Annotated in this window: 17 protein-coding genes; 13 read left to right on the top strand and 4 right to left on the bottom strand. The window is 44.2% G+C overall.

The features are described from left to right. Window positions 1-495: 495 nt before the first annotated feature. The 5 genes from Q7J27_03410 (at window position 496) to Q7J27_03390 (ending at window position 6,466) form a co-directional block, all read left to right on the top strand. Entirely contained in the window at window positions 496-957 is a 462-nt protein-coding gene (locus tag Q7J27_03410) for a hypothetical protein (protein ID MDO9528186.1), read from the top strand. Beyond that, the gene (locus Q7J27_03405) at window positions 927-2,060 is read left to right on the top strand and encodes a pyridoxal phosphate-dependent aminotransferase family protein (protein ID MDO9528185.1); all 1,134 of its coding nucleotides are present in this window, start codon (window positions 927-929) and stop codon (window positions 2,058-2,060) included. Before Q7J27_03410 ends, Q7J27_03405 begins: the two co-directional genes overlap by 31 nt. A gap of 78 nt (window positions 2,061-2,138) precedes the next feature. Beyond that, complete coding sequence (gene bioD, locus Q7J27_03400; GenBank protein MDO9528184.1) at window positions 2,139-2,852, top strand: dethiobiotin synthase; 714 nt, start codon at window positions 2,139-2,141, stop codon at window positions 2,850-2,852. A gap of 433 nt (window positions 2,853-3,285) precedes the next feature. Then, a complete protein-coding gene (locus Q7J27_03395) occupies window positions 3,286-5,091 on the top strand; it encodes an ATP-binding protein (GenBank protein ID MDO9528183.1) in 1,806 nt (601 codons plus the stop codon). Between the two features lie 19 nt (window positions 5,092-5,110). Then, window positions 5,111-6,466: a sigma-54 dependent transcriptional regulator gene (locus Q7J27_03390; GenBank protein MDO9528182.1), complete on the top strand. Its 1,356-nt coding sequence runs from the start codon at window positions 5,111-5,113 to the stop codon at window positions 6,464-6,466. Between the two features lie 56 nt (window positions 6,467-6,522). Here Q7J27_03390 and pdxT read toward each other — a convergent pair whose 3' ends face one another. Further along, on the bottom strand, window positions 6,523-7,179 hold the full coding sequence (gene pdxT / locus Q7J27_03385; GenBank protein MDO9528181.1) for a pyridoxal 5'-phosphate synthase glutaminase subunit PdxT: 657 nt from the start codon (window positions 7,177-7,179) through the stop codon (window positions 6,523-6,525). Window positions 7,180-7,335: 156 nt separating this feature from the next. After that, entirely contained in the window at window positions 7,336-8,217 is an 882-nt protein-coding gene (pdxS, locus tag Q7J27_03380) for a pyridoxal 5'-phosphate synthase lyase subunit PdxS (GenBank protein ID MDO9528180.1), read from the bottom strand. 364 nt (window positions 8,218-8,581) lie between these two features. Here pdxS and Q7J27_03375 point away from each other — a divergent pair, with 364 nt between their 5' ends. After that, window positions 8,582-9,952, top strand: coding sequence for a hypothetical protein (locus Q7J27_03375; protein MDO9528179.1), 1,371 nt, complete (start codon window positions 8,582-8,584; stop codon window positions 9,950-9,952). A 3-nt stretch (window positions 9,953-9,955) separates the two neighbouring features. On the opposite strand, the gene Q7J27_03370 is transcribed toward Q7J27_03375, so the two are convergent. Beyond that, window positions 9,956-11,284 carry a glycerate kinase gene (locus Q7J27_03370; protein MDO9528178.1) on the bottom strand — a complete coding sequence of 443 codons (1,329 nt, stop codon included), beginning with the start codon at window positions 11,282-11,284 and terminating at the stop codon, window positions 9,956-9,958. Between the two features lie 214 nt (window positions 11,285-11,498). Here Q7J27_03370 and Q7J27_03365 point away from each other — a divergent pair, with 214 nt between their 5' ends. Beyond that, entirely contained in the window at window positions 11,499-11,918 is a 420-nt protein-coding gene (locus Q7J27_03365; protein MDO9528177.1) for a secondary thiamine-phosphate synthase enzyme YjbQ, read from the top strand. Between the two features lie 420 nt (window positions 11,919-12,338). Continuing rightward, entirely contained in the window at window positions 12,339-14,675 is a 2,337-nt protein-coding gene (locus Q7J27_03360; protein ID MDO9528176.1) for a PAS domain S-box protein, read from the top strand. Between the two features lie 3 nt (window positions 14,676-14,678). Here the strand turns inward: Q7J27_03360 and Q7J27_03355 are convergent, their stop codons facing one another. Next, window positions 14,679-15,332, bottom strand: a complete 654-nt coding sequence (locus Q7J27_03355; protein ID MDO9528175.1) for a response regulator transcription factor — start codon at window positions 15,330-15,332, stop codon at window positions 14,679-14,681. Between the two features lie 312 nt (window positions 15,333-15,644). On the opposite strand from Q7J27_03355, the gene Q7J27_03350 reads away from it, so the two are divergent. The 5 genes from Q7J27_03350 (at window position 15,645) to Q7J27_03330 (ending at window position 20,099) form a co-directional block, all read left to right on the top strand. Then, window positions 15,645-15,953 carry an isoamylase early set domain-containing protein gene (locus Q7J27_03350; protein MDO9528174.1) on the top strand — a complete coding sequence of 103 codons (309 nt, stop codon included), beginning with the start codon at window positions 15,645-15,647 and terminating at the stop codon, window positions 15,951-15,953. Between the two features lie 8 nt (window positions 15,954-15,961). After that, window positions 15,962-16,168, top strand: a complete 207-nt coding sequence (locus Q7J27_03345; GenBank protein MDO9528173.1) for a hypothetical protein — start codon at window positions 15,962-15,964, stop codon at window positions 16,166-16,168. An 84-nt stretch (window positions 16,169-16,252) separates the two neighbouring features. Continuing rightward, window positions 16,253-16,639, top strand: coding sequence for a TraR/DksA family transcriptional regulator (locus Q7J27_03340; GenBank protein MDO9528172.1), 387 nt, complete (start codon window positions 16,253-16,255; stop codon window positions 16,637-16,639). A gap of 160 nt (window positions 16,640-16,799) precedes the next feature. Next, window positions 16,800-16,985, top strand: a complete 186-nt coding sequence (locus Q7J27_03335; GenBank protein ID MDO9528171.1) for a hypothetical protein — start codon at window positions 16,800-16,802, stop codon at window positions 16,983-16,985. A 393-nt stretch (window positions 16,986-17,378) separates the two neighbouring features. Next, the gene (locus Q7J27_03330) at window positions 17,379-20,099 is read left to right on the top strand and encodes a glycogen/starch synthase (GenBank protein MDO9528170.1); all 2,721 of its coding nucleotides are present in this window, start codon (window positions 17,379-17,381) and stop codon (window positions 20,097-20,099) included. The last annotated feature ends 16 nt before the right edge of the window (window positions 20,100-20,115 follow it).

The following is a 20,115-nucleotide window of genomic DNA, read 5'->3' as shown; positions in this document are numbered from 1 at the left end:
GGTCCACCAGGCACCCAAACACTCTGGCGAGGACTACAACGACTGGATACAGCAACGGAGATGTATAGTATTCTTACTCAACCCTGCAGCATAAACGACGCCGACCCGTGACCCTCGGTGTCAAGTGTGTATTAAGACCAGGCCCTGTGGGCGGGGAGCTTCACAAGTTCGTAAAAAGTCTTTTTTTGTCACCCTGAATTTATTTCAGGGCCGCTAACTTACTGAAATAATTAGATGCTGAAACAAGTTCAGCATGACAAACGGTGCAGTTTATGACTTTCAAGGAACTTAAATTTGCAAACACATTGTAAGTTGTTAATATTTCTTGATATTTACCAGAAATAATAAATTTGTTAAAAACGTAAGTTACTTCCAATTATAATGCCGTAAAACGGCATAGCGGAGCTTTTTACGAGCGCATCAAGATTTAGAATTGTCGAAAAAATGTTTTGAGCATGAAGAGTTCTATTTCTCAAACTCTCAAAGTATGATGTTATGGTGAATGACGGCAATAGAATAGTAATAAATACCGGCCTCCCCGGCTTTCTGCTCATTGATAGAATCACCGAAGCCGGAGAGAGACACATAATCGGGGCCAAAAATTTTGTGACTGCCCCCGTCTATTCAGTAGTTGAATCTCTTGCTCAGTTGGGGGCTTATCATGTACGTTTTTTAACCCGTTTTGAAAGGCATGCATTTCTACTAAAGATAACCCACTGCAAGATATCTGCAGGAGAGGTTATAGATGGCCAATATCTTCTCTACGGGACACTTACAAACCGAAGCGATGTCGCCTTTACCTATAGACTGCAGGCTAAAAAGGGGGACGAAACTAATATTGAGGGAGAGTTTCTGTATGCTACCGTTGATTACAACCGTAACTTCAAGAGGAAAAGATTACAAAACCACTACAGAGAGGTCTTTTCATGTTTACAAAACGATATAAGAACAGATTGATCCTTCAGCAGCAAGCCGGCCTCTACCGAAATCCGCCTGAAATAACGGGAAGGGAAGGGAAACATCTCATTGTCGACGGCAGAAAGGTGTTGAATTTTGCATCCAATGACTACCTCGGCCTCAGTACGTCAGAGGATCTCCGCAAGAAAGTCTCCAAAAATTTCCAGAAATACAGCACCTCATCCTCCTCATCACGACTCGTTTCTGGCAATTATTCGATCATAAACCGGGCGGAAGAGGAGTATGCCTCCTTTTTCGGTTATGAGGATGCCCTCTTTTTCCCCAGCGGCTATCAGGCGAATGTGGGAATCCTCTCCACATTGTTCGAAAAGGGGGATAGTGTAATATTCGACAAACATATTCATGCCAGCAGTGTAAAGGGGATGACCTTGAGCGGGGCTAAATTCTATGGATATAATCACAACTCTATGTCGCATCTTAAAAAGAGGCTGGACAGCAACAAGGAAGACCAGGTTGCCGTATTGACTGAATCACTTTTCAGTATGGATGGTGATTTGCTGGATACCCGGGGTTTTGGGCAACTCAAGAAGAGCTATCGGTTTCTGAGTGTTGTGGATGAAGCCCATGCATATGGTGCTATTGGTGAAGGCGGAAGGGGTATTGCTCATGATGTGGCGGATGTTGCGGTGGGAACCTTTGGTAAGGCCCTGGGTCTTTTCGGTGCGTTTGCACTGCTGCCAGGGGGAATCAAAGAATATCTGTTCAATTTTTCTTCACCGCTTATTTACACAACCACTCTGCCGGAAGCGCATGCCGCCTCTGCGATAGATCTGCTGGAGATTGTTTCTCGCTCCGAGGAGAGGAGAAACAACTTGCGGGAAGTAAGCTGTATTTTAAAAGAAGGTCTGAAACGTGAAGGCTTTCGGCTAACCGGAGATGCCCATATCATTGCCCTCGAAATTGGTGAAGAAGCCAAGGCGGCAAAAGTGTCTCAGAGTTTACTTGAAAGGGGTATATTTGTTCTGCCTGCCAGATACCCTACGGTACCGATCGGCAGGGCGATACTCAGGATCAGTATAACTGCCCTGCATACTGAAGAAGATATAAAGGCGTTTATTGACGCACTGGTAAGTAGGCAGTAGGCAGTAGGCAGAAAGCAGAAAGCAGTAGGCAGTGAGTGGTAAGCCAGAATATCGTCCAGTTCCGCAAAGGAGCTTTATTTGAACAAGCGAAGAGAGAACCTATTTGTAGTTGGAACCGATACCGGAGTGGGTAAAACGGTACTCTCGCTGCTCCTCATGCAGTTCTTCTACGCACAGGGTTACACGCCGTTTTATCTTAAGCCGGCACAGACTGGATGTGTGGATCCCTACGATACTGATAGCGATGCCAGGTTTATATACCAACATGTAACGCCTCTAAACGATAAGGATCCGGCCGATTCGGTAATATATTGCTTCAAAAATCCCAATGCCCCCTATTTTGCAGCCCGTGATGAGGGTAGGTATATAGATTTTACAGTGATAGAGGAAGTTGTTAACGAAAAGAGTCTATTCTACTCCCCGGTTATACTGGAGGCAGCCGGAGGGCTTCTTGTACCGGTCAACGAAAAGGAACTGGTGATAGATATGATCGAGATGACAGATGCCAGACCGATTATCGCCGCCAGGGCCGGACTGGGAACAATAAATCATACACTTCTTACTCTTGAGGCCCTGAGCAATAGAGGCATGAAACCTGCAGGAGTTGTCTTGTTAGATTATGAAGAGAATGGCACATCAGAAGAAATGATAAGCGAAAATATAGAGGCTATTGAAAAAATATCCGGGATAAAAATAAGCGGGGTAATCGGTAGAATTCGTAATTTTTCAGACCCGGATCAGGATTGCTATCGTCCTCTTGAAAAAATATTTTCAGCACCGGTTGATTTCTAAACTTCTGCAATTTTGTCAGTATTTGAAAAGTAAGGAAGATTTGGAGGAGGGGGAGGTCATTTGACCTCCCCGATTTTGGAGTTTACTTGCCCGGCCAAGGTTTAGGCCTGAAATTACATTTTCAACCTTCGTCCCTGACAGGTCAGTAGCTTCTTTTCATATTTGCTTTGGTAGCGGTATATTTCATTGCATCTACTGTGCCAGAACAATTTAAAGAACTCTAACACATAGAAACCAAACGATATCTTTCGACAATCTCATCAAACTAACAGTATGCCTATAATAGATTTGAGGAAATAAATGTCGATTAAATGGATTGAGAGTGCAGTAATAATTCTGTAAATACAACCATTTATATCATAAGGAGCCTTTTTGCGAATTTCGACAATTTTGTCGAATGCGCCCGAAACTCCCTAAAGGAAAACGTTGACTTTTGAGGCGATTCGAATATTATGATGCGGGACTTTACGAGATTATCGAGGAAGAAGAAGTGGAAACCTTAAAGAGAGATAAGAAAGCGATATCAAAACATATAATGCCCTTGACGGTGTCGCTCGTTATCGTTGTTTTTATATTTTTAGTTGTGGTCATGGGGATCATGGAACGGAAAAGGCTTGACAAAACGCTGATTGGTTTCATGGAGAACAGAGGACTTGATATCATTACAACCGTCGAAAATGTAACGCAGGAAAATATAAATTATCTGCGCCGGGCACTTAAAGAACCTAAAGGGGGCGGCAAACTTACCGGTAAGGCACTTTCTTACCAAGAATCTCTTGTAAAGACTCTTGGGGATCTTGCAGAGAAAATAGATAAAGAATGGAAAACGGAGCATCTAAGTGCAGAGGACATGGGGGAAATAGCCGACCGTGACAATCTTTCTCTTATCACTTTTTTCAATAAACGGGGAAAGATTGTTTTTCAGAGCAGAAATTTTCTTCAGGATGCCGACGCACCGACGGTTCCATCAATTATATCCACAAACAAAGATATAATTGTATATCTATTGAATATATTCGGGAAGCTCGACGAAATTAGTTATATAACCTTCCCCCGGAAAGATAAAAGGGGCACCATTATTATTGCTCTGGATGACAAAAGAACAAGGTACTGGAGCACCAAAGTAACTGTTAATAAAGTTATTGAAGATGTGGGGTGGGGGCAGGGCCTGACCTATTTAATGGTTATGGATCAGCAGGGAAGGGTGCTTGGGCAAGCTGGTGAAATTCCACAAGGATTTGGAAAGACAAGTTCAATTGTCCAAGATATCCTGGCAGAAAAATCAAAGATGGCAAGTCATAAGATCCTATTTGACGGAAAGGAAATTCTCGAAATACTCACACCGTTTAGCCTGAATAAAAGGGTGTTTGGATATGCACGGATCGGCCTCGAGATGGATAAGGCCAACGAAATCCTCAAAGAAAATGAAACCCGAATGTTTTTTTCCATGATATTCATCGTGCTGATCGGTATTGTGTCGATATGGGCGCTTTACTGGAATCAGAAAAGGCATCTGGCAAGAATAGAAGAAATGGGAGAACAACTCCAGCGAGCTGAAAGACTTTCTGCCCTTGGGCAACTTGCCGCCGGAGTAGCTCATGAAATCCGTAACCCATTGAATGCTATCAGTATGGCCAGCCAGAGACTCCAGCGAGAGCATTCTCCTCAAGGTGAAGAAAAGAAAAAAGAATTTTACCACATAACAAAAATTATCCGTGATGAGATCAGACGTTTGAACGGAATCATCGAGGAGTTTGTCACCTTCTTCCGGAGCCGTCGACTGGAACTTCGCGACCACTCTATTGTAGATGTTTTGCAGAAGATAGTTGATCTTATGGAAGAGGAAGTCAAGGCCAGGGGTATTACGATAAAAACTGTCTGGAATGGCAACGATGCCCTGGTTCCCATGGATGTTGATAAACTTGAGCAGGCGCTCTACAATATCTTTAAAAATGGAATGGAATCGATTTCCGGTGATGGAACCATTACAGTTTCTGTTAAGCCGGATGAGACAGATAAGGTGAGTGTCGAGGTTTCGGATACGGGTTCTGGATTAACACCCGAAGAGGTGGATCGCATTTTCGACCCTGAGTATACAACGAAAGAGAAAGGACTAGGTTTAGGTCTCCCGCTGGCTCATGAGATTATACGGGGACATAGAGGGGAAATTCGTGTAAAGAGCAAGCCCGGTTCAGGAACTATTTTCGAAGTCTTGCTGCCGGTAAAAAGGACAGAATAATTGTAAGGATATTTTGACCATGAATAAATTACATATCCTTGTTGTTGAGGATGGCCAATCACAGAGAGAGATGCTTAAGCATTTTCTTGTCGGACAGGGGCATGTTGTTGCAGAAGCCGAAGATGGGGAAACTGCTGTCAATAAAGTTCTCGAAGGCTATTTTGACCTGTTGATCCTCGATTATAAAATGCCTAAAATGGATGGAATAGAGGCACTTAAGAAGATAAAGAATATTAACCCGGAAATCGACGTCGTGATGATGACTGCCTACGGGACGGTAGAGACAGCAGTAGATGCCATGAAGGCAGGTGCCATTGACTATATTACCAAGCCCATAGAACTGGATGAACTCAATATTCTTATTGATAGGATCTCAGAGCGGCAGACTCTTATCAGAGAAAATGAAATCCTCCGCGAGAAGCTATGGAAAAAGGGAGTTATCACTGACAAGATAATATACGGAAGCCCCAAAATGGAAAGGCTGATCAATATGGCCGGAAGGGTTGCTTCAAGCCGTGCCACTGTCCTGATACAGGGTGAAAGTGGCACCGGCAAAGAACTCTTTGCCAGATTGATTCATAATATAAGCCCCCGTTCGGAAAAGCCGATGATTGCAGTAAATTGCGGGGCATTGCCTGAAAACCTGCTCGAAAGCGAACTTTTCGGTTATGAAAAAGGTGCATTTACGGGGGCGACCTCAAGAAGGATAGGTCGATTTGAAGAAGCCGATGGGGGGACTATTTTTCTGGACGAGATTGGCGAGATGTCGCTTCCCGTCCAGGTCAAATTTCTCAGATTTCTCCAGGAACGTGAATTTCAACGTTTAGGGGGAAATGAGACACTTCGTTCAGATATTAGAATAATTAGTGCAACCAACCAGGACCTGGAAGCAAAGGTGAAGCAGGGTACTTTCAGAGAAGACCTGTTTTACAGAGTCAATGTGGTTGTAGTGTCCATTCCGCCGCTGCGAGAAAGAAAAGAGGACATTCCTTTATTGATTGAACATTTTCTGCGCCGCTTTGCCTCTGAAAATAGAAGGGAGATAGAAGATTTAAGCAGCGAGGCGAAAGACCTCCTTCTGAAGTATGATTATCCGGGCAATGTCAGGGAGCTGGAAAACATTATTGAAAGGGCGGTGGTTGTCTCGAGAAGTCCGGTGATATCCATTCAGGACTTACCCTTCAGGGAAGTGTCACCTTATTCCGGAGATGACCGGAAAACGCTGAAAGAATCGCTTGATATGCTGGAACGGAAGCGAATCCAGGAGGCTATGGAAGAAACTGACTACCACCAGACAAAAGCTGCTAAAATACTCGGCATCAGCGAGCGAATGTTGCGGTATAAACTCAACAAGTATGGTTTAAAGCAGAATTGACAGGGATTAGTGAAAAATCTTCGATAACAAATCCAATTACTGAACAGTTTTTCAACTTAAATGACCTTAACGTATCGGGTCCAGCTTTTGCTGTCCCAAGTGGGATCAAATAAAGAAGGATTTTCATCTTTTGAGGGTTTAAGGCCGCATTTAAGGGCGAAATAGCGATGGAATGCAAGGCATGGTGTAAGCTCTGGATGAAAAACTGTTACAAGAATATTAGAACTTTCCGCAGCCGCAATATAATCGTTTTGCTGGAGCAGCACGTCAACGCCAACACCTACTTGAGTAATTTTTGGAGCACGAATAAACGTCAGGGGTATCGGCTGTGGTGCCACACGGGGGACAAGAGCCTCAGAAGTAAAACTGTCCAGTTGACTTCCAAAAGCATTTCGCCGGATTTCAATATCGATAAGACCGAGACATGGTGCTTCGCCTACAATACTTTTAGCGAGTAGGATAGCTCCCGCGCACGTTCCCCAGAGCTTTAGCCCACGCTGAAATTCACGAATAATAATTTCCTTGATACCGAAAATATTCAGCAACCGAAAGAGACATGTGCTTTCACCACCGGGTATGATTAATCCGGCAAGGTGAGTAAAGTCCGTAGGTTCTTTTACACGTACACCGGTAAGCCCCAGACGTTCAAGGTGATCAAGGTGTTCAACAACATCACCCTGAAGATCAAGCACACCGATTGCCTTCAATGACATTTATTTCTCTCGATAAGTGCAAATGGGGATAGTACCGCTAACAAAACAGGTGCTGTCCCGATTCATGTAAGAAGTTTGAAGAGTGAAGTGAACTAAAGTGCCTAAAGTTAAGTGTCTTAATCAGTTAACTTTAGCTCACTTTAGGCACTTAATCTTCTACCAGCCACGTGTCGCCAGGATCTGCGATTCCGGGATGTCAGAAATTTCAAGTCCCGGCATGGCATTACCAAGTTCCATCGAGGCTTCCAGAATTTTTGCCGGATCGTTATAGTATGCAGTTGCCTTAACTATTGCCGTTGCACGTTTAGAAGGGTTTTCCGATTTGAATATCCCGGATCCCACAAAGATGCCGTCGCAGCCAAGTTGCATCATTAAGGCTGCATCCGCGGGTGTTGCTATACCGCCCGCTGCAAAGTTAACAACGGGCAATCTGCCGAGTTCTCGAACTTGGAGCGCAATCTCATACGGGCAACCATTGTCCTTGGCAAAACCGACAACCTCCTCCACAGGCATGTTGACGAGCTGTCTGATTTCACGGTTTATTGTTCGAATATGGCGAACTGCTTCAACCACATTCCCAGTCCCCGCTTCGCCCTTGGTGCGGATCATTGCTGCTCCCTCAGCTATGCGGCGCAGTGCCTCACCCAGATTGCGGGCCCCGCAAACAAAAGGGATTCTAAATTTAGTCTTGTCAATATGACATTCTTCATCGGCGGGGGTCAAGACCTCGCTCTCATCAATATAGTCAATTTTTAGACTTTCCAGAACCTGGGCCTCCACAAAGTGACCGATACGTACCTTGGCCATAACAGGTATCGATACTGTCTCTTTGATCGATGCAATAAGTGCGGGATCGGACATACGGGCAACACCACCATCTTTGCGGATGTCTGCGGGAACACGTTCCAGGGCCATAACTGCCACAGCTCCGGCCTCCTCGGCGATCTTTGCATGCTCCGCAGTGACAACATCCATAATGACGCCGCCCTTTAACATCTGAGCCAGTTGAACATTCAATTCATATTTCTTTTTGTCCACTTCATATGCCTCCCTGAAGTTTATTTTCTATCTAAAAACTAATATTTCATGTTAATTAAAATTGATAATCCCGTCAAGAACAATATTGCCATTCAAATTTATAACAAGACATATAATCAGGAAGAGGGATGAAGAAAAAATCCGGAGGAATGTTAATTGTTTGATAAAAATGGTAGTTGATAGAGCAGATATGATCACAGCGGCTGGCAAAATGGCGGTTGACAGTCTGGTTTTCCCTCTGGTATAAAAGTGCATCCACAAGCTCGCCATAACAGTTTTTTACCCGGAACCCGGATTTTGCAGCAGGTGACTGCTGTGAATTTTGGCTTAAAATAGCAGCAGTAAATTAAGGAGGCAAGAAACCATGACAAATTTCTCTCAGAAACATATAAAAGTAACCAACCTGTACCTCCTTGGTAAGGAAAACCATAACCTCAGGCCTCGTTTAAAGTTAAGTGCAAAAAGGAAAAAGCCTGTGCTCGTCATTCCGACGCTGGCTACGGAATTTACCCTGGAGGGAAACAGACCTGTTTTTGAAAATATTGTCAGGCAATTGAGAAATGCTTCATACCTTTCGAATATCATCTTCGGCCTTGATGCTGCAACTGACGATGAAGCGCTACTCCTTGCGGAGATCCTTAAAAAAGGCGGCCTTAAAAACTGCCTGATCCAGCACAACCAGGGCCGCGGATTTGCCGCAATCTATGATCGGTTCAGGGATGCTGGCCTCGGGCTGGGTGAACCGGGCAAGGGAAAAAACATATTCATGTCCTTTGGCGTTGCGCAGGCATTAAAGGCCGGGAGTGTTGGTGTAATAGATGCTGACATAAAAACCTTTCGCTGCCACCAGCTTGACCGCCTTTTTTATCCGGTTCTCGTTCTTGATTATCAGTTTTCCAAGGCCTTCTATTCCAGGATAGCAGACGAGAAGATGTACGGACGTGTGAAACGGCTTCTCCTGGATCCTCTTCTTCTGGCCTTTAGACGAAAGTTTTCAGAGTCTGAAGATATGAAGCTATTGCGGATCATCGATTTCCTTCTGGCCTTCAATTACCAGCTTTCGGGAGAGGTAGTATTCGATGTAAGTTTACTCAGACGTATGCATTTTGCAACCAACTGGGGCGTGGAAATTTTTACACTTATAGAGGTTTATCGTAAAGCAACCAATATTGCTCAGGTACAGATCTCCATGAGTTCCTTTGACCATAAGCATCAGGAGGTTTCTGAGGATGATAAGGAGAAGGGCCTCTTTAAGATGGCCATCGACATTGTTACTATTCTACTCACAACTCTGGTCATTGAGGAGGGACTTGAAATCTCAGACCACTTTGCCCAGGATCTTGCAATTACGTATTTAGACGTGGCTGATGAAATGATCAAGAAGTATGCAGATAATTCATCCTTTGCAGAGCTTACTTATGACCGGAATGCCGAGGAAGCGATAGTACGAGGGGTCTTCAGGGATGCCATCCTCTGTGCCGGTGATATTCTTACCTCTTCGCACCGCCTTACGGAACGTTTTTTGCGCTTCCTTTCAGGCGATGAAAGATTCAAGGAGTATCTCAATGCGGGACTGGGTAGAGATATCCTGACGGTAGAGGGAGAAATACATAACCAGCCCTTTGAGATACCGAAAACTGTTACATGGGAACGCGTTATCATGAAGATGCCCATGATCCTGCATGATATCGAAGGAGCGATTAAAGAAGAAAACGCAATTTACAAGAAATCTTAATTCTTAAACAACTAACAGGACCCTTAAATCCATTACGTTGGTCATGGTTGGTCCTGTCATCAGTAAATCTTCGAGAACTTTGAAGAAATTGTACGAGTCGTTTTTTTTAAGAAACTCTGAAGCGTTATATCCTTTAGCCATGCCTCTTTGAACGGTTGTACCGTCGGCAATGGCGCCTGCCGCATCTGTTGGTCCGTCAGTGCCGTCTGTTCCTCCACTTAAGACAACAGTTCCATCAAGCCCCTCTATCTCAATGGCAGCGGCCAGAACAAATTCCATATTACGTCCTCCAAGACCATTCCCATGAATGGTGACGGTGGTTTCACCTCCTGATATGATACAGGCAGGCCTTGGAACAGGATTCCCTGATTTTAAAATTTCCTTGATGATGGCTGCGTGAACCTTTGCGACATCACGGGTTTCTCCCTCGATAAAGGAGGACAGGATGAGCGTGTTGTAACCCGAGGCAACCGCTTTATCCCTTGCAGCGTCAATTGAGAGGCTTAAACTTCCTATAATAAGGACATCGGTCTTGTCAAAAATGGTATCTTTTAGTTTAGGTGTCTCAGGCTCTATGCCCCGGGCACCCCTTTTCAGGTATTCGATAACATGAGGCGGAATCTCGTCCGTAATATTATATTTTTCCAGTATTTTCGTACAATCGGCGAATGTGCTTCTGTCGGGAACCGTTGGTCCGGAGGCGATTACATCAAGATTGTCACCGATTACATCTGACAGTATCAGTGTGATGAGAGTTCCCGGGAAGGCCGCCCGGGCGAGCTTTCCCCCTTTAATTCCTGAAATGTGCTTGCGTATCGTGTTGATCTCATGGATCGTTGCTCCACAGGCAAGGAGGATCTGAGTTGTTTTTTGTTTATCTGTTAGCGAAATACCGGAAACCGGAAGCGGCATGAGGGCGGAGCCACCGCCTGAGATCAGGCAGATTATCAGGTCTCTCTCGTCAGACTGTTCGAGCAGATTGATGATGTGCCGTGAAGCGGCAAGTCCGGCCTCGTCGGGGACGGGATGTCCAGCTTCAGTGACGACGAACCGTTTTAAGGGGAGGCCGTGTCCGTATTTTGTCGATATGAAACCATCGCTTATTCGCGGCCCCAAAATATCTTCGATGGCAGCGGCCATAGGGGCTGCCGCCTTGCCGGCACCAACCACGATGATCCTGTCGAATTGTCCCAAATCGTAGTATTGTTCTCCGACCTGCAGTCGGTCATCGGCTAAAAGGCACACAGCGCGGGAAACTGCTTCTTTCGGATCGGCGGCTTTTAACCCTGCATCAAAAATCTTTCGGATGTCCTTTCGCGGATTATGTTTCATTGCTATTCACCGATAATTTTAATGAGTACTCGTTTTTGTCTGTGGCTATCGCAGTTACTAACCATATTTCGTTTCACATATTTTCATGAAAATTGATTATAGCCATTAGTGTAAATAGTTTCAATTCTAAAAACCGGGAAAATTTATAAAAGGAATTTGGAAAAGAAGAAATGATTAGCTATAATACAAAATCGATCACGATGGGGAGGTGCTTATGAAAAGTTACCGAAAGGAACTCTGGTTTAACGTACCCTCAAGGAGGGCTTTTGTTAATATCACTCCACAAGTAAATGAGTGCCTGCGGGAAAGCGGAGTCATAGAAGGCCTTCTGCTCTGTAATGCCATGCACATAACGGCATCGGTCTTCATCAATGATGATGAGTCAGGCCTTCATCGGGACTACGAGGGATGGCTCGAAGAACTCGCCCCGCATGAGCCGATCTCCCGTTATTTTCATAATCGAACCGGTGAGGATAACGGAGACGCCCACCTGAAAAGGCAAATTATGGGCAGAGAAGTCGTTGTTGCCATAACCGACGGCAGGCTTGATTTCGGTCCTTGGGAACAGATCTTCTACGGTGAATTCGACGGCCGGAGAAAGAAAAGGGTCCTGGTGAAAATAATCGGAGAATGAAAGTAGACAGACTCGTAAAAAGTCATAAACTGCACCATTTGTCATGCTGAACTTGTTTCAGCATCTAATTATTTCAGTAAGTTAGAGACCCTGAAATAAATTCAGGGTGACAAAAACTGACTTTTTACGAGTTCATCAAAGTATGATATGTAAAACATTGTTCGATGAAGCTTGACAGTCTCGTAAAAAGTCACAAACCTCCCTCTCCCTTGATGGGAGAGGGCTGGGGTGAGGGTGAAAGCAACGACATTTCAAGCGGTTATATCCCCCTCCCCTTTGTCCCCTCCCATCGGGGGAGGGAAAATTCAACTTTTTACGAATACATCAAGCTTTAAATCCGGTGATTGCGCTAATAGTTTATGGGATGATGAGAACACTGTATGAACTTTTTGTTTTCAAGAAAGCCTGGAGGTTTTTCAAATGACTCAAAACCCGACCTATGAGGAACTGGAACAAAGGATTATGGAATTGGAAAAAGAAGTCGCTGAGCACAAAAAAACCGAGGATGTGCTGCGGGATAGCGAGATTAAGTGGCATTCCTTGGTGAAAAACTCTCCTGACTTCATAATAATTGTGGATAGCAAGGGCACAATACAGTTTATTAATCGCGTTCTACCGGGTTTTGTAATGGAAGAAATGATTGGGAGAGCCTTCTATGACTTTCAATCACCTGATTCCCATAAGAGACATAAGAAACTCCTTAAACAAGTCTTTCAGACAGGAAAGATGGAAACACTCGAAATAACTGGCAACGGTTCGGATGATGGAGTTGCATGGTATGAAACTCGGATTATTCCCATTAAGAAAGAAAAACAGGTTGTTTACGCCATTTTGATTGCAAAAGACATTACAGCCCGCAAGCAGGCGGAGGAAACGCTGCAAGCGTCCGAATCAAGATACCGCAGTGTCTTTGAGAATACTGGTACAGCCACAGTGATTATTGAAGAGGATATGACAATTTGTATGGCCAATGCAGGATACGAAAAACTTAGCGGATATTCAAAAGAAGAAATAGAAGACAAGATGAAATGGACAGAATTTGTTATAGAAGGTGATTTGGAGAAAATGAAAGAGTATCATCGTCTGAGAAGACTTGATCCGAATGCTGTTCCGAAGAACTATGAGTCCATGTTCATTGACAAATGCGGTCAAGTGAAAGATATTTTTCTTACCATAGCCTCGATTTCCGGATCAAAGAAGAGTGTGGCATCGCTTTTAGATATCACCGAGGACAAGCGTGTGGATAAAGCGCTACAAGAAAGTGAGGAAAAGTACCGTCTGCTGGCTGATAACGTATCAGATATCATCTGGACCACGGACATGAACCTTCGGTACACCTACGTAAGCCCTTCTGTTACACACCTGCGAGGCTACAGTGTTGAAGAAATTATGGGACAGACTGTAGAAATGATCTTAACCCCGGCCTCTTTAGGTATCGCTAATAAGATCCTTGCGGAAGAGCTGGCTATAGAAAGCAAGGCACAAAAGGACCTGTCACGGTCGCGGATGCTGGCGCTTGAGCATACTTGTAAGAACGGCTCCACGGTCTGGACCGAGGTCAAAATGACATTCCTTCGAGATCCAGAAGATCGGCCTGTGGGGATTCTGGGAGTCACGCGTGACATCTCGGAGCGAAAACATTTAGAGGACGCACTTAGGGAATCAGAACGGCGACTTACCGATATCATCAACTTCCTGCCTGACGCTACATTTGCTGTTAATCACAAAGGCAAGGTAATTGCCTGGAACCGGGCAATTGAAGAAATGACAGGTGTCAAGGCTGAAGATATGCTGGATAAAGGAGACTATGAATATGCCCTGCCATTTTATGGTGTCAGAAGACCAATGTTAATTGACCTTATTCTATTCCCTGACGAAACAACAGAAAAAAAATATTTCTTTGCTCATAAAGAGAAAGATGTCCTGATTGCCGAGGGAGCAGTTCCTTCCATTAAGGGGCAAAAAAAGTATCTATGGGGTAAGGCAAGCCCGATATATGATCACAGCGGAAATGTAGTCGGTGCTATCGAATCCGTCCGGGACGTCACCGAGCGCAAGAAAGCTGAATACGCATTACGGGAGTCGGAAGAACAACTCAGGTTTCTCTCTTCCCAGCTCTTAACGGCCCAGGAAGATGAAAGAAAACGCATCGCGCAAGACCTCCACGATAGTATTGGACAGATCTTGACCACCGTCAAATTCGGTCTGGAGAGTGCCGTAAATCTAATGAGCCAAGATACGACGTTGCATGACGTTAAAGCGTTAGAGCCACTTATTCCTATTACGCAAAACGGTATCGAAGAAGTCCGAAGAATCTGTACGGATTTGTGGCCATCTATTCTGGATGATCTGGGTATCCTGGCCGCCATCTCCTCGTTTTGCCGTGAATTTCAGAAAATCTGTTCGGACATTCACATTGAAAAAGAAATTGACATCCAGGAACACGACGTCCCCGACGATTTAAAGATAGTAATATACAGAATTTTGCAGGAATCTGTGAACAATATTGCCAAACACAGCAATGCAGACCGCGTTCGCTGTTCCCTGAGGAAAACAGAAGGAATAATAGAATTGACCATCGAAGATAACGGAAAGGGATTTAACATGAAGGACATCCTTTATGAAAATGGTTCCAGAAGAGGATTGGGCCTTGCCAGCATGAAAGAGCGAACGGGACTTTCAGGCGGGTCTTTTGATATCGAGTCCTCAAGACAAGTCGGAACCACCGTTCGGGCGTCGTGGCGTGTCGAGGAATGACTGCTACTTCGCGACCAACCCTTTCTCTATTGCAAAGGCTGTCAAAGACGCGACGGAATGAATGTCCAGTTTTTTCATGAGATTGGTTCGATGTGTATCCACAGTTTTCACGCTGATACAGAGATAGTCGGCAATCTCTCTGTTCCTATACCCCTCAGCAATCAGCTTCAGGATCTCTCGCTCGCGTTGAGTGATGGTATCCCATGCCGATTGGGATTTTAACGTCGTTCTCCCTTCCAAGTAACCATTTATCACCTTTTCGGAAACTTCAGGGCTAAGATACCGGGTTCCCCTGAGAACAGTTTTTATTGCCGTCATTAATTCGGTATGCGTGGCATCTTTCAAGACATACCCGTCAGCGCCAGCCTGAAGAGTCGCAAGGATGTACTCCTCGTCTTTATGAACTGTCAGCGCCAGGATTTTTGTATCAGGAACCCTTTTTTTGATCTCTCTGATTGCATCCATACCAGTCATTCTTGGCATGGAAAGATCCATTAATATGAGGTCGGGTTCCATATTTTCTGCGCATTGGATGGCAGCACGGCCATTTTCTGCTTCCCCTATGACTTCAAGATCCGGAGCCGAAGATAGTAGTGCCCGCAATCCCTCTCGGAGTATCGTATGATCTTCAGCTATGACAACCCTTTTTTTTCTCATGAAAAGGCCTCCCATGGTGGGTTCAAAGGATGATAGGATAATAATATCATTTAACAACGCCCTTGTCCAAAATAAATGAGCGGCCCTGTTGAATCGGTCTGTGAATGTTGATCGAAATGGAATTCACCTCTATCGCATTCCATAACAAATCCATCTCAAAATACTGTATTTCTCATCAGAAAATAAGGTGTTCACCCTATTTATTTATTTGTCTTAATAATTTAAAGAACAATCAGCTTATGTGTTTTTATCTTATGGGCAGTATTAATTTTATCAAAAGATAGAAAAACGCACCATAAAAAGGAGGTTACTATGATTATCAAAAAGCAATACCTTAAAAGCAGACCTGTATGCAAGGTCACTTTTGGATTGGATGGGGAAGTGGCTAAATCTGCCGTTACAGCCCACATTGTTGGTGAATTTAACGATTGGGATATCAAAGCTACTCCTATGAAAAAACTGAAAAACGGCGCATTTACTGTAACCGTTGATCTTGAACAGGGGAGAGAACATCAGTTTCGTTATCTGATTGATGGGGCAAAATGGGAAAATGCTTTGAATGCTGACAGATATGCGCCAATTCCTTATGGGGATTGTGAAAATTCGGTAGTTGTTCTTTAAATATATAAATGAAGTCCATTATGAAAAAGGGAGATTATATAACAGTAGAAAATTGCGTGAGAATTGTCAATCAAAATCCGCAAAAGTCAGAAGCTATGGAGGCTACAATCATAAATGCCATTTCAATATTTTTCAAAGTCAATCCGGGAAAACAGTTAGATGCCGAGAAATCTGCCATTTATGGTGCTTTTATGAAATATTTCAATATATTTTAAGGCATGCGGGGGGTCTCGCACCTTGGAATAAGAAATTTACTGAAACTTTTCAACTGTTATTTCATAAATTAAACAAAGGTACTTATGGATTTACAACGACTTGAATTCTTTAAGAAGCTCATTACAGATGAGTTGGCGGAATACATCAACGACCCAAAATTTAAGGAAAAATTATCTGAGCCTGTAGATCAGCCTGTTGATATTATTGACCAGGCAACCGTTGAAATTGAAAGGAGACGGTGCTTCACTTTCAAGGTAAGATATGATATCATTATCGAAGAATTGAAAAATGCCCTAACCCGCGTCGAGAATGGAACCTATGGGGTCTGCTTAGATTGCGAGGAGGAGATCCCGGAAAAACGCCTCATGGCAAGGCCTACTACAAGATTCTGTATTGCTTGTCAGGAAACAAGAGAAAAACGCCAAAGACTAAAAGAATTAGGGGGTCGAATTGCCACAGAGTTTTTTTAAATTTTCCGGTCAAGCCGCACTGACTACATCGATTTTGACCTGTTGATAAACGCCATAATTTTTTACCGTTGCGGCGAGGGCAAATTTTCATAGCTGATTCTTATATCATTTCAGCTAATTATCAAATAACTAAGTACAATTTTGATTGAGGATTACTAAAATGAAAATGCAAAAAGTGCGAGAAATTGCAAAAGAATGGGGAGTTGATACACGTGTAGGTCGTTCCAAACGGGATATCATCAGAGATATTCAAACAATGGAAGGATATATCCCGTGTTACGAGACAAAAGACGTATGTGAAGAACACAATTGTTTGTGGAGAAACGGCTGCATAAAGAATAAATGATAGACGTGATGTCCTGAAGGCAGTACGGTTTTCAAGAAATTTTCAATGAACGTGTTGGCAACTATCTCGACGCATAAAACGATTTTCGACTGTATAATCCCTCACAGCATCTCTCTTGATTGCACAAATTTTCTTGAAAAATCATAATGCTGAGACATTGGCAAAAGGTCTCACTTTTACGGTCATTTGGTGAAATATTCCTTCGAGCGGGCATTAAAACACTTTTTGTGAAGCTCCCCGCCCACAGGGCGGGGCTTCCCGGTAAGGAACATGTTTGTTTTATATTGCTCCCGGTCAATAAATCCTGGGGAACCGGTGTCTGGTTCTGACTGAAAGAAATAACAAACCCTTGTAAATTCAACAATTAATTGCTAAATTAATAGTATATAATAAATGGGAAGAGATACAATGCCCGTACTAACCATATATTTTCAGCTACATCAGCCTTTCAGGCTGCATCCGGAGAGAGACAAATTTTTCTGGGAGGAAATGGACGGAAAAACCTTTCTGAAGGTTGCAGAAAAGTGCTATTTGCCTGCCATCAGTATGATGGAGGAACTCATATCCGAAAATCCCGGGTTCAAGATTACGCTTGGTCTGTCCGGGACATTTTTGGAGCAGGCCGAGCTTTACAAGCCGGAAGTCGTAAAGGCGTTACAGAAACTGCTGAATGCCGGTAATGAAGGAAACCAGATCGAATTTCTGGATGAAACATATTATCATTCCCTTGTCAGCCTCTTTGCAGATCCGAAAATGCAGGAATTCCAGGATCAGGTTTCTCTTCACAGGGATAAGATGAGAGCCCTGTTTGGAGTCGTACCCGCATCTTTCAGGAATACGGATCTTATATACAATAACGCTATTGCCGAAACCGTTGCCGATATGGGTTATCAGTCCATGCTCTGCGAGATGAGAGAGGACATGTTTGCCCACGAAGATAATCCCATCCCATCCGAAACCGTCTTCCGTGCCAAGGGAAACACCCTTATCGTCATTCCGAGGAACAGCGATCTCAGTAACGACATTGCCTGTCGTTTTTCCCGTAACCCCGTTTCACCCGAACAGTATGCGGCAAATATAGCCAAGATTGAGGGTGACAGCGTTATGCTCGGTTTCTATTTCGAGCACATGGGGGATCGCATCGGGAGGAATAAGGGAATCTTTGAATTCTGGAGGGGTCTGCCCGAAGCGCTGGCCAGACATCCCGGGATCATCCTGGCCAATCCGTCTGAGGTGGTAGAGCGTTTCAGGGATGTTGATTGCCCTATTCTGGATATTCACGGCAAGGAAATTTCTGACCGAACCAATATCAGCAGGGATACATTCGGATGGCTTGATACGCTCACCCAGTACGAATTATTTAAAGATATTGAGAATCTTGAAGGTGACGTTAAAAGAGCGGGGGGAGAACTATTAAAGAAGTGGCGGCACATGACAACCTCCGATCATGTATATTTTCTCCATGAACGGATGGGTGAAGACCGTAAGGTTCATTTCTATTTAAATCCCTATGAGGGTTCCGTAACACAGGCTGCCCGTATAATAACGCGCAAAATAGACTATCTTGAAACGGACGTTAAGAGATTTGAAATCCTGAAGAAGGGTGAAAGAACGGCAGTGCTTATCATAGCCCCGGAAACAGGGCGGTTACCGGAAGACATGGGGCTTTTAGCAAAATTCATATCGGGCAAGAGTGGTGGGCTGGGTGAAGTAATAACCGCATTATGTGAAGGGCTTACGGAGCGTGGTATCGATTGTCACCTGGCAACGATGAACTTGAAGAAAAGATTCCAAAAGGAAAGCCATCTTGACGAAAAACAGTGGCGGGAAATCAGGTATGCAGTCGATCCCGATAAGGTACATCTCGTCACCTCCTCAGTCTTTGCTGATTTACCCAGTGCATACTCTGGAAACCCGGGATTGAATGCTGCGGAATTCCAGAAAGAAATTGTGAATCACATTATAAAAACGGTCAAGGCGAAAAGCCATGGAAAACTTGTTTTACACAGCCACGACTGGATGGCGGGTGGCGTTATTTCGGCCTATTCAAGATCAAGGGGCTTTCCGCTACTGCACACGGTTCATAATGTTTTTACTGGCCACGTACCTCTTGATATGCTTCTTGGCATAAATTTGAATGAGCTGTTGGGACACCTTTACTTCTCCGATGAAAGTGGAATGAGATCCATCGACTGTCAGGCCACTGCGATCAAGAATGCTACGTTAATTAATTTTGTCGGGCAGAGATTTCTTGAAGAAGTTGTCAACGATTATTTTTCAGACAGGCATATTATTCCGCCAAGTGTGAGACAGGAGGTGAAGGCAAAGTATTACCATGGTGCTGCGCTGTCTATCATCAACGCCCCATCTCCCGGCATGTATCCTGAGAGGTGTAATCATCTCGTCAAGAAATACGGACCCAATGATGATATCATTGCCGCGAAAAAGAAAAACCTTGTGGAATTCCAGAAGAGAACGGGTCTCGACGTTAATCCCGATGCAATCCTTTTATACTGGCCCTCAAGGCTTGATCCGGCACAGAAAGGTGTCGAACTGCTCGAAGACATTGCCCTGAAATTCGTCATAGCGCATGGTGATGTGCAGATGGCTATCGTGGCTGACGGTGTAGGAGGATTCGAACGTACCCATGAGGATATCTTCGGGAGAATCGCCTGGGCTTCCAAGGGGAAAATAGCATATCATCGCTTCAGTGAAGAACTTTCCATGCTTGGTTACGCGGCGGCATCCGATGTTTTCGGGGCTTCTCTTTATGAACCGTGCGGTCAGATTGACCAGATTGGAAACCTTTTCGGAGCAACGGCTACCAATCGTGACACTGGGGGCTATCATGATAAAATAAGGGACCTGAAACTTAAAATTGATGGTTCTCCTCAGGATGTGGGGAACGGTTTCCTGTTCCGGGATTATAATCCAAACGGGCTATGGTATGGACTCAAGAAAAGCGTCCGATTCCACAGAAAACCTGAAAAGATAAGGGAGAAGCAAATGAAGCGGATCATGAAGGAGACGAGGGAAAAACACGATCTTCAGAATATGGTTGCCAAATATATAAGAGTATACGAAAGGCTCAACAGTGGAAAACCGCTTGCTTAATTCTGTTACTGTCTCA

The organism is Syntrophales bacterium (genome assembly GCA_030655775.1).
Taxonomy (GTDB): domain Bacteria; phylum Desulfobacterota; class Syntrophia; order Syntrophales; family JADFWA01; genus JAUSPI01.
The sequence above is the reverse complement of the archived record's forward strand: the minus strand, read 5'-3'. Positions and strand labels throughout refer to the sequence as shown.

What these genes read in the sequence shown, in the direction of transcription:
- Q7J27_03410 (MDO9528186.1), top strand. Translation starts at nt 496, where the DNA reads ATGGTGAATGACGGCAATAGAATAGTAATAAATACCGGCCTCCCCGGC.
- Q7J27_03405 (MDO9528185.1), top strand. Translation starts at nt 927, where the DNA reads ATGTTTACAAAACGATATAAGAACAGATTGATCCTTCAGCAGCAAGCC.
- Q7J27_03390 (MDO9528182.1), top strand. Translation starts at nt 5,111, where the DNA reads ATGAATAAATTACATATCCTTGTTGTTGAGGATGGCCAATCACAGAGA.
- pdxT (MDO9528181.1), bottom strand. Translation starts at nt 7,179, where the DNA reads ATGTCATTGAAGGCAATCGGTGTGCTTGATCTTCAGGGTGATGTTGTT.
- Q7J27_03375 (MDO9528179.1), top strand. Translation starts at nt 8,582, where the DNA reads ATGACAAATTTCTCTCAGAAACATATAAAAGTAACCAACCTGTACCTC.
- Q7J27_03370 (MDO9528178.1), bottom strand. Translation starts at nt 11,284, where the DNA reads ATGAAACATAATCCGCGAAAGGACATCCGAAAGATTTTTGATGCAGGG.
- Q7J27_03365 (MDO9528177.1), top strand. Translation starts at nt 11,499, where the DNA reads ATGAAAAGTTACCGAAAGGAACTCTGGTTTAACGTACCCTCAAGGAGG.
- Q7J27_03360 (MDO9528176.1), top strand. Translation starts at nt 12,339, where the DNA reads ATGACTCAAAACCCGACCTATGAGGAACTGGAACAAAGGATTATGGAA.
- Q7J27_03355 (MDO9528175.1), bottom strand. Translation starts at nt 15,332, where the DNA reads ATGAGAAAAAAAAGGGTTGTCATAGCTGAAGATCATACGATACTCCGA.
- Q7J27_03350 (MDO9528174.1), top strand. Translation starts at nt 15,645, where the DNA reads ATGATTATCAAAAAGCAATACCTTAAAAGCAGACCTGTATGCAAGGTC.
- Q7J27_03345 (MDO9528173.1), top strand. Translation starts at nt 15,962, where the DNA reads ATGAAGTCCATTATGAAAAAGGGAGATTATATAACAGTAGAAAATTGC.
- Q7J27_03340 (MDO9528172.1), top strand. Translation starts at nt 16,253, where the DNA reads ATGGATTTACAACGACTTGAATTCTTTAAGAAGCTCATTACAGATGAG.
- Q7J27_03335 (MDO9528171.1), top strand. Translation starts at nt 16,800, where the DNA reads ATGAAAATGCAAAAAGTGCGAGAAATTGCAAAAGAATGGGGAGTTGAT.
- Q7J27_03330 (MDO9528170.1), top strand. Translation starts at nt 17,379, where the DNA reads ATGGGAAGAGATACAATGCCCGTACTAACCATATATTTTCAGCTACAT.